The organism is Streptomyces sp. NPDC039465 (assembly GCF_055639315.1).
This window is the reverse complement of the sequence record NZ_JBVKAP010000003.1, coordinates 429,441-443,080: the sequence shown is the minus strand read 5'-3', so window position 1 is coordinate 443,080 and position 13,640 is coordinate 429,441. Positions and strand designations below refer to the sequence as shown.

Sequence of the window (13,640 nt, the reverse complement as noted above, 5' to 3'; positions counted from 1 at the left end):
CCCGGGCCGGTCCCCACCGCACAGAATTGCCACATGATAATCATTATCAACAGACCTGCCCGACCGCCACCCTCTCGGAGGAAAGTCCATGCCCTCGCCGTCACCACTGCCTCCCCGACTGCTCGTCGCCGACCAAGTGGCCGGATGTATCCGGGTGTTGGACCTCCCCGACGGCCGGATGGCGGGCGTGCTCGAAGGCCGCCATCTCGCCGAGCACGCCGGTTTCCTCGCGCTGCCCGGAGGCCTCAGCGCCTTCGTCGACGACCTCGCGGGCGAGCTGGTCGTGCTCGATCCGTACGGCCCGGACGCCGGCCGGCCGCTCGTGGCTCTGACCGTCCCGGTGGCGATCCCGGCCGAGCACCTCGCCGCCGACCCGAGCGGCCGGTACGTCGCCGTCACCACCGGACTCGGCCGCAACTGGGAGGCCTGGAGCGACCTTCTGACCACCGTCGACCTGGCCGCCCCGGGCGGCCCGCGCTCGGTACGGGTACGGACCCGGCCCGGCGAGCCGGGCGTCACCGTCCTCGGCCCGGCGCACCCGCGCGGCGGCCGTGACGGTGAGGCCGGGCCCGACGACTTCCGGGAGGGCGACGGGCGGGACAGCGACGGGCCGCTCGTCGTGCTGCGTCACCGCGAGCCCGGCGCGTTCACCGCCCACCGCGCCGCCGACCTGCTCACCGCCGCACCCTCCTGCCCGCCCGCCGAGCCGCACCACACGCTCGCGCTCCCCGACGACGACGGCCACGGCGACGCCTACGACCCGTATACCGGGCGCCTGTTCGCGGCGGCCTCCTCCGGCGTGCACCGCGCCCGGCGCGAGGGCGACCGCCTCGTCGCCGAGGAGCCGCTCGGTTGGGCCGGACCCGGCCGTGGCTACTACCTGCGGACCGACCCCGTACGCCGGCTGCTCTGGTCCTGCGTCCGCGGCGGCCCCACCGACCCCGGCCGGTGGCCGGAGTGGACCAACGACGCCTGGTACCACCACCTCGACACCGGCCGCACCGCACGCCTCCCGCTCGGCCCCGGGCTGGTCTTCCGCCTCGCGGTGGCCGCCGGACACGTCGCGTACGCGCGGGTCCATCCGGACGGCGACGAGCTGATCCTGATCACCCCCGGACACCCCGTCAGGCGCCTGCCGCTGCCCCCGATGGACGGCGCGCCGCGGCGCGGTTCGACTCCCTGGGACGGCGTCCAGCGTCGCGCGATCGCGGCATCACCCGCCGCCGCGTTGACCGCCGTCACCCGTGGCGGTCATGGCGAGATCCATCTCTTCGACGGAGACCGCCCGATGGGCACGCTGACCGTGCCCACGCCCCTCGACGACGGCGGCCACCTGGCACTCGTCGCTCCCGGCGACGGCGCCGAGGCCGATCCGGTAGGGCGTTGACCCGGTTCTTGATCACGATCGCGCACCGATAAACGCAAGACGATTGTGAAATCATTCACCTGAACCCTTGGCCCGGCGTGCCCATCCATGCTGAGATTCGACCGGACTCAACAGCTCAATGTCGCGCTCGGGGAGGGCAATGTGGCGGATACCGCCATGTCTGGTTCCGGTTCCGAAACAACGGATGGCGACGATCCGTCCCCTGCCTACGGCAGGGAGACCCCCATGGAGACGGCCATATGGCGTCTTCGCTCCCGCGGCTGCTGGACCGACGCGGCCGCGCTGCTCACCCCCCACGCGGGCGAACCGGCCGCGGCCCTGGAGCGGGCCGCGCTGCTGGTCGAGCGGTGCCTGTACACCGAGGCGGGCTGGGCCGAGGCCGAGGAGGCGCTGCGCGCGGCCGAGGCGGTGGCGCAGAGCGACGACGAACGCGGGGCCGCCGCCTGCGAGCGGGGGTATCTCGCGTACGCCTCGACGCTGTTGGGCGTACGCGACCGGGCCGACGAGGCGCGGGCCGCGCTGGGCCGGGCGGCGGCGCTCATCGCGCCGGAGGGCGCGGGGCGGCCGCTGCTCGACTTCCGGCGCGGTCTGATCGCCCAGAATCTCGGTGACTCTCCGCAGGCCGCCCGCGCCGCGTTCCTGCGCGCCCACACCGCCGCCGCGGCCCAGGGGGACAGCCTGCTGCTCTCCTCCACCTGGCGCCATCTGGCCGGAATCGCCTTACGCGAAGGGGAGTTGGCGGAGGCGCGGCACGGCTTCGCCGAGTCCCTGCGGATCCGGGAGGAGCTGGGCTACCTGGTGGGTACGGCTCCGGCGCTGGCCTCGCTCGCGGACACCGAGAGCGAGCCGGAGGCCGGGCGGCTGCGTGCGGAGGCGGCCCGGCTGTTCCGTCTGCTCGGCGGAGTGCCGACCTGGCTCGCGGGCCGGCTGACCCCGCGGGCGGCGGTCTGACGGCCGCCGCCCGGCCCGTCACCGAGGGCCGCCCCGGCGCCTGCCCTCGGTGACTCCGGGGCGGCCGCCGGGGACTCCGGTACGTTCGCGCTCAGTACGTTCCGGCGGCGAGGTTCTCGAAGAGCTCGTGCCACTCGCTGCGGCGGTTCTCGAAGGGCAGCGGGTCGCGGGCGCGGATGTCCTCGACGATCCGGCGCACATCGGCGTCCCGTGACTCCTCGGCGGCGTCCGCGCGGTCCTCCGCGTCGACCTGGCTCTGGACGTACGCGGCCAGTGAGGCGACGGTCCGGGCGAAGGACGACAGGTCCGCGTGGATCGCGAGTGCGGTCATGGGGCCCTCGGTGAACTGGTGGACCGTTCCGGTCCTGGGGTCCACGGCGACCATGTTGACCGGGAAGTTGCCGAGCCGGACCCAGCCGTCGACCTCTTCGCCGACCTTCCAGCCCGATTCCTTGAGCTCCGCGGAGGAGCAGAAGCGGTCCGGGTCGAATTCGGGGCCTATGCCGAAGAAGAGCTCGAGTTCCTCATCCCCCGGAATTCCGATCTCGGTGAGGAATTCCGCGGTCGCCCCGTCGAATCCATAAGCCTGGGCGACATCGCCGGAAAGGCGGTGGACATTGTCCTCGCCCACGGTCCTGACCAGCTCAGCGTGATCAACCGAGAACAGCATGAAGGCGTGCCACCTACCTTTTCTTTACTTCCATGGCCGGCCGTCGGATTCGGGTCATCATACCGCGACCAAGATCGCTCTCCTTGCGCCAATTGCCCGGTATCCCGGCCGGAATGGACGCCGGCATCCGCCGAATCGCGCGGGCCGGATCAGTGCGCGGGCGTGAGGCGGAGGAGGGCTTCGTCCATACCGATGACCACGGCGCCGTCCGCCGTCACGGCCACGGCGCGGACCGGTGGTCCCGGCCGGAAGCCGAGGGGTGCGCCCCCGTCGGGGCCGTACAGCTCGACGAGTCCGTCGCCCCAGGCGACCGCGAGCCGCACCCCTTCGGGTGTGTGCGCGGCATCCAACGCGACCACGGGGCAGGGGCGTTCGGCCGCGGGGACGGCCAGCGGGGCACGGCCCGGCGCCCAGGCCCGTACGGTTCCGTCGGCGCCGCCGCTGTGGACCAGGGGCGCCGGTGTCCCGACGACGCCGACCGCCGTGACCCGACCGCTGTGCAGCGCCGCCTGATGCACGTCCATCAGACCGAAGGCGTGGACGGATCCCATCCGGTCGCCGACGAGGACGATGTCCCCGGCGGCCGCCAGGGCGGTGCCCGGGTGCCGGGCGAGGGTCGCCGCGACGGCCTCGGCCAGCCGCCGGGTCTCGCTCGGGCCCCGCGTCCCGTGCTCGGCGTGCAGGCGCCCGCGCTCGTCCAGGAACAGCACGGTGCCGTCGGGAAGGGCGGCCAGGGCCCTGGCGCGCCGGGCGGGCGGGGCCGGGACGAGTCCGGCGGGGGTGGCGTCCTCGGCGTTCAGCAGCCGCACGGTGCCGAGTTGGTCGGCGGCGAGCAGCCGGCTCGCCGACGGGCCGGTGCCCACGGCGAGCGCGACGACCGGTCCCGGCCAGGGCGGGGTGAGGTCGCCGCGGACCCTGGCCCAGTCGACCCGCCAGGGCGCGGGCGCGGCCAGCTCCGCCAGGGCCGGGCGCAGCCGGGGATCCGCGCCGTCGCCCAGCGCGGCGAGCAGCACCAGCGCGCGGCCGGCGGGGGTCTGGTCACGGCACAGCGACTGCCCGGCGCGCAGCCAGGCCTGCCGCAGCCCGCCGTGGTCGTCGCCGTCGTGGCCGGGGCCGTAGGCGGCGGTGACCGTGAGCGGGTCGGCCGCGCAGATGGCGGCCGGGTCGTCGAGGTCGGGCAACTCGTGGGTGGACAGCGGTGGTTCGGGGTGTCGGCGCTCGGGGTCGAGGTCGAGCATGGTGGGACGCAGGGCGGCGAGCCGGTCGTGGACGTCGGTGCCCGTGGGAGCCTCGACGACGAGCCGGAGGTGGCCCAGTTCGGCGAGGGCGGCGACGAGTTCGGTGAGCGCGCCGGGTTCGGCGGCCCGGTGCAGTCCGGGCAGGACGACGACGGTACGGCGGGGGTCGGTGGCCAGGACCCGGACCAGCTCCCCCGGCTCGCGGGCCACGACGCCGAGCCGGTCGGCGAGGGTCCAGGCCGCACCGAGGGCGCTCTGTCCTTCCAGGGGCACGCGCGCGTGGAGAGCCCGCTCGCGGGCGGCGCCGCCGCGGTCGCCCTGGCACGCGAGCCAGTCGAGCAACCGCGCCGCGCTCCGGCGGCGCCCACCGCCGCCGACGAGGCAGAGGCGGGGCGCGGCAGGGTCGGCCAGCCAGTCGAGCAGGGCGCCGGCAGCGGCTTCCAGCCCGGCGGGAAGCCGCCTGCGCCGCGTGGCCCGGGTCACGCCCGCCACCCCCGCCGCGAGGCACCCGGCACGGAAGGCACAGCGCGGGGAACGGACAGGGCGCGTACCTCCTCCAGCACCACGGCAACGCGCGGCGAGGTCCGGTGCTCCTCCGGCGGCACGGCAGCGCCCGGCGAGGCCCGGTGTACGTACGGGAGTTCGCCGCCCCCGGCCGGGTGCCGGACCACCGGCACGGAAGTCGCGGACGACATGGGGCACCTCGCGCACGGACCAGAAGCGTCTGACGGTACGACCTTAGTACCCGCGGCCTCCGGTCCGGTCAGCCGTCGGCCCCGGTGAAGTGCTCCCGTACGAGTGACTGGACCACGGTCAGGTCCTGGGCGGCGAGCGCGTCGAGGAGGGCGGTGTGTTCGGCGGCGTCGGCGACGAGATCGGCGTGGCGGCTCACGGGGGCGGCCATCAGCGGCCACTGGGAGCGGCGGTGCAGGTCGTCGGCGACGGCGACGAGCTGGTCGTTGCCGGCCAGAGAGAGGACCGCACGGTGGAAGGCGCGGTCGGTCTCCGCGTAGTGCGCGCGGTCGCCGCGGGCCGCCGCGGCGGCGGTCGCCTCGGCGAGGGGGCGCAGATCGCGCCAGCGCTCGGCGGGGACCGTGCGGGCCAGCCGCAGCATGACGGGGATCTCGATGAGGGCGCGGACCTCGGCCAGCTCGGCGAGTTCGCGCGGTGTGCGCCGGATGACCCGGAAGCCGCGGTTGGGGACGACCTCGACGGCGCCTTCGAGGGCGAGCTGCTGCATGGCCTCGCGTACGGGCGTGGCGGAGACCCCGAAGCGCTCGCCGAGGGCGGGGGCGGAGTAGACCTCGCCGGGGACGAGCTCGCCGCCGACGAGAGCGGTGCGCAGGGCCTGGAGGATCTGGCCCCGTACGGAGTGGCGCTGGACCGGGCGGGGGGTCCGGTCGGGGGCGGGGGGCTCGCTGTGGGTGTGCTCGCCGCGGGCCTGCTCGGGGATCCGGTGGCCCGCGGGGGCGCAGGGTTGCTCGGGGGCGCGTACCGAAACGGCAGGCGCAGAGGGCGCGTGCGGGCGCTCCGCCGCCCTGTCGCGCGCTGTGCTCTGCTCCACCCGGGTCCTCCTGGGGCCTCGTCCCGGACCCTGCTCGCGGTGCAAGGGCCTCATGTGCACCATAGGCGGACACAGCGGCAGTTCAAACATCGATCGCATCGGGTAAGGTAAGGCTTACCTGCTAACGATCGCGATTCGGTGGTCCCGCATGTCACTGCCCGCACTGCTGCCCGACCTCACGTCGCCTGTCACGGCGGCGTACACGCGCCTCACGGAGGTCTTCCCCGGCCTGGGCGTCCGGGAGCTGGCGGTGGGCGAGCAGGCCCCTCGCGGTGGGGGTTGGGTCGGCGCGGCCGAGCTGGCGGCCGGGGGCGCCGCCCTCGACGCCTTTCTCGCCTGGGACGACGAGCAGGTGCTGCGGGACTACGGGCAGCACGCCCGGCCCGACGTGGTGGCCGGCTTCGGGCTGCACCGGTACGCCTGGCCCGCCTGCCTGCTGGTGACGGTGCCGTGGTTCCTGGACCGGCGGGTGCCCAGGATCCCGGTCGAAGGGGTCGCCTTCCAGCGGGACCTCGGCCGGATGACGGTACGGATCGAGGAGTTCGCCTGCCTGCCCGGCGATCCGGCGGCCGCGCTGCCCGGCGCCCGGATCGTGGCGGACGAGGAGGCGCTGCGCGCCGAGGTGCGCGACTCCGTCGCCGAGCACTTCGGCCGGCTCCTGGAGGGGTTCGGCCCGCGGATGCGGCGCGGGCGGCGGGCGCTGTGGGGCATGGCGACGGACGAGATCGTCGAGGGCCTGTGGTACATCGCACATCTGCTCGGCGAGGAGAGCCGGGCGATGGCGGAGCTGGAGCTGCTGCTCCCGGGCACCGAGAAGCCGTACGTGGGCACGGCCGGGTTCCGGGAGCTGACCGGGCCGGGCGGGGCGTCGCTGCCGACCCGGGACCGGGCGAGCTGCTGCCTCTTCTACACCTTGCGCCCCGAGGACACCTGCGTCACCTGCCCGCGGACCTGTGACGCGGAGCGGATCCGCCGACTGAGCGCGACCGCCTGAGGTTCATGCCACCCGTTCGGGTGGCATGAATCGAACTCAACTCGGCTTCCACGTGCGGAAGTTCGATCAGATCGCACCTATTTGTATGCCTCGTCGCCTCAATGGCGTTCTCTTGCCCGGAAACCCCGTGGGCGCCAGTGGGCTTCGGCCAGTATGGGCCGCCGAAACGCCCCACTGCGATGCAAGGGACACCGCATGAGACTGACCGACATATCGCTGGACTGGCTGCTTCCGGGTGGCGTGATGCTCGCCGGAGTCCTGACGGCGGTGGCGGTGCTCGCGCGCGGCAAGCGCGCCGGTGACCAGACCTCGGCCGACGACACCTGGGAACGCAGCGAGGAGCGTAGACGGCGCAAGGAGGCCGTCTACGGCACCGCCTCGTATCTGCTGCTCTTCTGCTGTGCCGCGGTCGCCGCCGCACTCTCCTTCCACGGTCTGGTCGGCTTCGGCCGCCAGAACCTCAATCTCACCGGAGGCTGGGAGTATCTGGTCCCCTTCGGACTCGACGGCGCGGCGATGTTCTGCTCGGTCCTCGCGGTCCGCGAGGCCAGCCACGGCGACGCGGCCCTCGGCTCCCGGCTGCTCGTCTGGACCTTCGCCGGGGCCGCCGCCTGGTTCAACTGGGTGCACGCCCCGCGCGGCCTGGGGCACGCGGGCGCGCCGCAGTTCTTCGCCGGGATGTCCCTGTCGGCGGCGGTCCTCTTCGACCGGGCCCTCAAGCAGACCCGCAGGGCCGCCCTGCGCGAGCAGGGTCTGGTGCCGCGTCCACTGCCGCAGATCCGGGTCGTACGGTGGCTCCGGGCGCCCCGGGAGACCTTCGGCGCCTGGTCGCTGATGCTGCTGGAAGGCGTACGGACGCTGGACGAGGCCGTCGAGGAGGTCCGCGAGGACCGGCGGGAGAAGCAGCGCAACCGCCACCACCGGCGGGAGAAGGAGAAGCTGGACCGGGCCCGCTACCGCGCGATCAGCCGGCAGCACCGCGCCTGGGGCATCGGCCGGGGCGGCGGCCGTCAGGTCGAGGTCCAGGCCCTCGGCTCCGCGGCGGGCTCCGCGCCGACGGCCGTGGGGTCGTCGGTCGCGGAGCCGGCCATATCCGACCCGGGACAACTGCCGCTTCGACCCCGGCCCTCCCTCCAGGCCGTGAAGGGCGCTGAACCCCGGACGGTGGACCTCACCGCCGAGGACGACACCCAGACCCTGCCGCGACTCGACTCGCTGGAGCGCAAGCTCAAGGACCTCGAGCAGCAATTCGGCTAGCGCCGCCCACGGCGCTCCCCCGCGCCTACGACACGGGCGGGTCCACCCCTTGGACGGGCGGACCCGCCCGTCGCCGTGTCAGGCCGCCGCCTTGCCGTTCAGCTCGAACCAGACCACCTTGCCCGCGCCCTCGGGGCGCACCCCCCAGGAATCCGCGAGCGCCTGGACCAGCACCAGTCCCCTGCCGTGCGTACCGTCGTCGGCGTACGCTGCGTGCGGGGGTTCGGGCAGGCCGGCGACGTGGTCGCGCACCTCCACGCGCAGGGCGTCGGGGGCCACGGTGGCCGTGACCTCCGCGCCGTGGTCGGTGTGTATCAGCGCGTTGGTCACCAGCTCGGTGGCGAGCAGCTCGGCCACGTCACAGGCGCCCTCTTCGCCCCAGTGCCGCAGCATGTCGCGCAGGGCACCTCTCACCTCCCGTACGGCAGAGAGGTCCGCGCGTCCCACTCTCCGGCGCCACCTGGTCGACTGCCCGCTCATAGCCCCCACCCGCACGACGTCACGACCTCTCCGCTCGAACACGCTCACGGGATGCATGCCCCACCCCGTAGCGCCCATTCATGTCGAATCGTCAATCACCGGATGCATCGGGGTAAGTCATCACTCAGCCGTATGCGCCGTACGCGCCGTACGCAGGAAGCCGTGCGAGAGACATCGAGAGACATCGAGAGACATCGAGAAACGTCCGAGAGGCGTCCAAGGATCAGAGGTGCCGCGATGCATGACGACCGTCCGCAGGTGGAGGCGCGCCTGGAACGCGCGCTCCGCCGCTTCGTCCGCCCCGCGCAGTACGGCGAGCGGGTCCCGCTCACGCTCTCGGTCTGGCACGCCCCCGGCGAGCCGGTGCCGGTCGCCGAGGCGCTGCGGGCCTCGTACGAACCGTTCGCCCTGGGCACGCCCTGGGGTCCGCCCTGGTCGACGAGTTGGTTCCGGCTGCGCGGCACGGTGCCCCGTGCGTGGGCCGGGCGCCGGGTGGAGGCGGTCGTCGACCCCGGCTTCACCGGCGACGGGCCGGGCTTCCAGGCGGAGGGCCTGATCCACGACGCCGAGGGGGTCCCGCTCAAGGGCATCCATCCGCGTAACCGCCACGTCCCCGTCGCCGCGCCCGCCCGGGGCGGGGAGAGCGTCGACCTGCTCCTGGAGGCGGCGGCCAACCCCGCGGTACTGCGGGACTTCGAGCCGACCCCGCTGGGCGACGTCCTGACTGCCGGGGACCGGCCGCTCTACCGTTTCGCCGCCGCCGATCTCGCCGTTCTGAACGAAGAGGTGTGGCATCTGATCCTGGGCGTCGAGGTGCTCTCCGAGCTGATGCGGGAGCTGCCCGAGGACCGCTCGCGGCGCCACGAGATCCTGCGCGCGCTGGAGGACATGCTCGACGCGCTCGATCTGCACGACGTGCCGGGCACGGCCCTCGCGGCGCGGGGACGGCTCGCGGACGTACTGGCGCGCCCGGCGGCGCCGAGCGCGCACCGGGTCTCGGCCGCCGGGCACGCCCATATCGACTCGGCGTGGCTGTGGCCGCTGCGCGAGACCGTACGGAAGGCCTCGCGCACCTTCGCCAATGTCACGGCGCTCGCGGAGGACTACCCGGAGCTGGTGTTCGCCTGCTCCCAGGCGCAGCAGTACGCCTGGGTGAAGGAGCACCAGCCGCACATCTGGCGGCGTATCCGGGCGGCCGTGCGGGCGGGCACATGGGCGCCGGTGGGGTCGATGTGGGTGGAGTCGGACGCCAACATGCCGGGCGGCGAGGCGCTGGCCCGGCAGCTCGTCCACGGCAAGCGCTTCTTCGCGGAGGAACTGGACGTCGAGACACGGGAGATCTGGCTGCCCGACTCCTTCGGCTACACGGCCGCGTTCCCGCAGCTGGCCCGGCTGGCGGGGGTGCGCTGGTTCCTCAGCCAGAAGCTGTCGTGGAACCAGTCCAACCGGATGCCGCACCACACGTTCTGGTGGGAGGGCATCGACGGCACCCGGGTGTTCACCCACTTCCCGCCGGTCGACACCTACAACGCGCAGTTCCACGGACGTGAACTGGCGCACGCGGAACGCAACTTCGCCGACAAGGGGCGGGCCTCCCGCTCGCTGGTGCCGTTCGGCTGGGGCGACGGCGGAGGCGGCCCGACCCGGGAGATGCTGGAGAAGGCCCGCAGGCTGCGCGACCTGGAGGGTTCTCCGCGGGTGGCGATCGAGCCGCCGTCGGCGTTCTTCGCGGCGGCCGAGGAGGAGTACGGCGCCCAGGCGCCGGTCTGGTCGGGCGAGCTGTACCTGGAGCTGCACCGGGCCACCTACACCACCCAGGCCAAGACCAAGCAGGGCAACCGCAGGTCCGAACACCTGCTGCGGGAGGCGGAGTTGTGGGCGACGGCCGCGGCGCTGGAGTCCGCCTCGTACGCCTACCCGTACGAGGAGCTGGACCGGATCTGGAAGACGGTCCTGCTCCATCAGTTCCACGACATCCTGCCCGGCTCCTCGATCGCCTGGGTGCACCGGGAGGCGCGGGAGACGTACGCGCGCGTGCGGGAGGAGCTGGCGGGGATCACCGCCACGGCGCTGGCCGCGCTGGGCGGCGGCACGGCGCAGGGCGTCGTGAACACCTCACCGTACGAGCGGGTGGAGGTCGTCGACGCCGAGGGGGACGTACCGGTCCTGGTGCGGGTGCCCGCGCTGGGCGCGGCCCCGCTGCGGCAGGACGCCATGACGGCCGGTGGGGAGCCGGCCGGTGCGACCGGCGCCCATGTCGAGCACGAGGGGATCGTGCTCGACAACGGGCTGCTGAGGGTGGTCGTCGACCAGGACGGGCTGCTCGCGTCCGTACGGGACCTGCGGGCCGGCCGGGAGGTCCTCGCTCCTGGCGGGCGGGGCAATCTGCTGCAACTGCACCCCGACCACCCCAACCACTGGGACGCCTGGGACATCGACCGGCATTACCTGCGCAGCCGCACCGATCTGACCGCAGCCGACTCCGTCGAACTCGTCGAGGAGGGGCCTGTGCGCACGGTGGTGCGGGTGGTGCGGAGCTTCGGGGCGTCGCGGATCACCCAGGAGATCGTGCTGCGGTGCGCGAGCGCCCGGCTCGATGTCGTCACCGAGGTCGACTGGCAGGAGTCGGAGAAGGTACTCAAGGCCGCCTTCCCGCTCGATGTGCACGCCGAACGATCCACCGCCGAGATCCAGTTCGGGCATGTGCACCGCCCCACGCACACCAACACCGGCTGGGAAGCGGCCCGGTTCGAGATCTGCGCCCACCGCTGGATGCGGGTCGCCGAGCCCGGCTACGGCGTGGCGCTGCTCAACGACTCCACGTACGGCCATGACGTGAGCCGCGCGCCGCACGCCGACGGGCTCGGTACAACCGTGCGGCTCACCCTGCTGCGGGCGCCGCACAGCCCGGACCCCGAGATGGATCTGGGCCGACACCGCTTCACCTACGCGCTGCTGCCGGGAAGTTCGGTGACCGATGCCGTACAGGAGGGACTGGCGCTCAATCTGCCGCTGCGCGTCGCCCCCGGGGTGCCGGCGCGCGGGCCGCTGGTCGAGGCCGGGCATCCGGCGGTGACGGTGGAGTCGGTGAAGCTCGCCGACGACCGCGGCGGCGATGTGGTCGTACGGCTCTACGAGTCGGCCGGGTCGCGCGCCACGACCACGCTGCGTACCGCCTTCCCGCTGGGCCAGGCCCAGGTCACGGATCTGCTGGAGCGGCCGCTGCACCCCGCCGAGCGGGACGGTGAGGGGGTGGTGCTGCGGCTGCGGCCGTTCCAGATCCTCACGCTGCGGCTGACCCCGGCGTGACCGGCTGATCCCTGACCGTGGGGGCGCTCAGAGGCGGGGTACGTTGCGCAGGTTGGAGCGGGCCATCTGGAGCATCCGGCCCACTCCGCCGTCCAGGACGATCTTGCTGGCGGAGAGCGCGAAGCCGGTCACCATCTCGGCCTTGATCTTGGGTGGGATGGACAGGGCGTTCGGGTCGGTGACCACGTCGACGAGCGCGGGGCCCTTGTGCTTGAAGGCGTCCTTGAGGGCTCCGGCGAGCTGCTTGGGCTTCTCGACCCGCACGCCGTAGGCGCCGGCCGCGCGGGCGAGGGCGGCGAAGTCGGGGTTGTGGTTGGTCGTTCCGTACGAGGGCATGCCGGCGACCAGCATCTCCAGCTCCACCATCCCCAGCGAGGAGTTGTTGAACAGCACGATCTTCACCGGGAGGTCGTACTGCACGAGGGTGAGGAAGTCGCCCATCAGCATGGCGAATCCGCCGTCGCCGGAGAGCGAGACGACCTGCCGGTCGCGGTCGGTGAACTGGGCGCCGATGGCCTGCGGCAGGGCGTTGGCCATGGAGCCGTGGCTGAACGATCCGATGATCCGGCGACGCCCGTTGGGGGTGAGGTAGCGGGCGGCCCACACATTGCACATACCGGTGTCGACGGTGAACACGGCGTCGTCGTCGGCGAGTTCGTCGAGGACGGAGGCGACGTACTCGGGGTGGATCGGACGGTGCTTCTCGACCTTGCGGGTGTAGGCCTTGACGACGCCTTCGAGCGCGTCGGCGTGCTTCTTCAGCATCTTGTCGAGGAACCGCCGGTCGGCCTTGGCCCGCACCCGGGGGATCACACAGCGCAGCGTCTCGCGGACATCGCCCCAGACGGCCAGGTCGAGGGTGGAACGCCGGCCGAGGTGTTCGGGACGTACGTCGACCTGGGCGATCTTGACGTCGTCGGGGAGGAAGGCGTTGTACGGGAAGTCGGTGCCGAGCAGGATGAGCAGATCGCACTCGTGGGTGGCTTCGTAGGCGGCGCCGTAGCCGAGCAGTCCGCTCATGCCGACGTCGTACGGGTTGTCGTACTGGATGAACTCCTTGCCGCGCAGGGCGTGGCCGACCGGCGACTTGAGGCGCTCGGCGAACTGCATGACCTCGGCGTGGGCGCCGGCCGTGCCGCTGCCGCAGAACAATGTCACCTTGTCCGCCTCGTCGATGAGCCGGACCAGTGCGTCGATCTCGGCGTCGCCGGGGCGGACGCTGGGGCGCGAGGTCACCAGGGCGTGTTCGATGCTCTTCTCGGGGGCGGCCTGGGAGGCGATGTCACCGGGCAGGGTCACCACGCTGACACCGCCGCGGCCGACCGCGTGCTGCACGGCGGTCTGCAGCAGCCGTGGCATCTGCTGCGAGTTGGAGATCATCTCGCAGTAGTGGCTGCACTCGCGGAACAGATGGTCGGGGTGGGTCTCCTGGAAGTAGCTGAGTCCGATCTCGCCGGAGGGGATGTGTGAGGCGAGGGCCAGGACGGGGGCCATCGAGCGGTGGGCGTCGTACAGGCCGTTGATGAGGTGGAGGTTGCCCGGTCCGCAGGATCCGGCGCAGGCCGCCAGCCTGCCGGTGATCTGCGCCTCGGCGCCGGCGGCGAAGGCGGCGGCCTCCTCGTGGCGGACCTGGATCCAGTCGATGCCGGACGTGCGCCGGATGGCGTCGACGACGGGGTTCAGGCTGTCGCCGACGACTCCGTACAGCCTCCGCACGCCCGCGCGGACCAGGATGTCGACGAATTGTTCTGCAACATTCTGTCGGGCCATGGGTCCATCAACACATGACC

The 13,640-nt window shown here is 73.0% G+C and carries 10 protein-coding genes; 5 read left to right on the top strand and 5 right to left on the bottom strand.

The window, feature by feature from the left end:
• Positions 1 to 88 precede the first annotated feature (88 nt).
• Both ACZ7LT_RS12470 and ACZ7LT_RS12465 read left to right on the top strand, forming a co-directional pair.
• Positions 89 to 1,387, top strand: a complete 1,299-nt coding sequence (locus ACZ7LT_RS12470) for a hypothetical protein (protein ID WP_471235979.1) — start codon at positions 89 to 91, stop codon at positions 1,385 to 1,387.
• Positions 1,388 to 1,528: 141 nt separating this feature from the next.
• Positions 1,529 to 2,338 carry a hypothetical protein gene (locus tag ACZ7LT_RS12465; protein WP_471236339.1) on the top strand — a complete coding sequence of 270 codons (810 nt, stop codon included), beginning with the start codon at positions 1,529 to 1,531 and terminating at the stop codon, positions 2,336 to 2,338.
• A 91-nt stretch (positions 2,339 to 2,429) separates the two neighbouring features.
• Here ACZ7LT_RS12465 and ACZ7LT_RS12460 read toward each other — a convergent pair whose 3' ends face one another.
• From ACZ7LT_RS12460 to ACZ7LT_RS12450, 3 genes are all read right to left on the bottom strand, one after another.
• The gene (locus ACZ7LT_RS12460) at positions 2,430 to 3,008 is read right to left on the bottom strand and encodes an SUKH-4 family immunity protein (protein ID WP_471235978.1); all 579 of its coding nucleotides are present in this window, start codon (positions 3,006 to 3,008) and stop codon (positions 2,430 to 2,432) included.
• A 149-nt stretch (positions 3,009 to 3,157) separates the two neighbouring features.
• The gene (locus ACZ7LT_RS12455) at positions 3,158 to 4,729 is read right to left on the bottom strand and encodes a WD40 repeat domain-containing protein (RefSeq protein ID WP_471235977.1); all 1,572 of its coding nucleotides are present in this window, start codon (positions 4,727 to 4,729) and stop codon (positions 3,158 to 3,160) included.
• Between the two features lie 280 nt (positions 4,730 to 5,009).
• Positions 5,010 to 5,810: a GntR family transcriptional regulator gene (locus ACZ7LT_RS12450; protein WP_471235976.1), complete on the bottom strand. Its 801-nt coding sequence runs from the start codon at positions 5,808 to 5,810 to the stop codon at positions 5,010 to 5,012.
• Between the two features lie 148 nt (positions 5,811 to 5,958).
• Between ACZ7LT_RS12450 and ACZ7LT_RS12445 the strand changes: the two genes are divergently transcribed.
• Together ACZ7LT_RS12445 and ACZ7LT_RS12440 are read left to right on the top strand one after the other, a co-directional pair.
• Positions 5,959 to 6,804 (top strand): (2Fe-2S)-binding protein, encoded by an 846-nt coding sequence (locus ACZ7LT_RS12445; protein WP_471235975.1) that lies wholly within the window; start codon positions 5,959 to 5,961, stop codon positions 6,802 to 6,804.
• 195 nt (positions 6,805 to 6,999) lie between these two features.
• Complete coding sequence (locus ACZ7LT_RS12440; RefSeq protein WP_471235974.1) at positions 7,000 to 8,061, top strand: DUF2637 domain-containing protein; 1,062 nt, start codon at positions 7,000 to 7,002, stop codon at positions 8,059 to 8,061.
• 78 nt (positions 8,062 to 8,139) lie between these two features.
• Here ACZ7LT_RS12440 and ACZ7LT_RS12435 read toward each other — a convergent pair whose 3' ends face one another.
• Positions 8,140 to 8,541: an ATP-binding protein gene (locus ACZ7LT_RS12435; RefSeq protein ID WP_471235973.1), complete on the bottom strand. Its 402-nt coding sequence runs from the start codon at positions 8,539 to 8,541 to the stop codon at positions 8,140 to 8,142.
• Positions 8,542 to 8,778: 237 nt separating this feature from the next.
• Between ACZ7LT_RS12435 and ACZ7LT_RS12430 the strand changes: the two genes are divergently transcribed.
• Positions 8,779 to 11,850 carry an alpha-mannosidase gene (locus ACZ7LT_RS12430; protein WP_471235972.1) on the top strand — a complete coding sequence of 1,024 codons (3,072 nt, stop codon included), beginning with the start codon at positions 8,779 to 8,781 and terminating at the stop codon, positions 11,848 to 11,850.
• A gap of 27 nt (positions 11,851 to 11,877) precedes the next feature.
• Here the strand turns inward: ACZ7LT_RS12430 and ACZ7LT_RS12425 are convergent, their stop codons facing one another.
• Positions 11,878 to 13,620: a pyruvate dehydrogenase gene (locus ACZ7LT_RS12425; RefSeq protein ID WP_471235971.1), complete on the bottom strand. Its 1,743-nt coding sequence runs from the start codon at positions 13,618 to 13,620 to the stop codon at positions 11,878 to 11,880.
• Between the last annotated feature and the right edge of the window lie 20 nt (positions 13,621 to 13,640).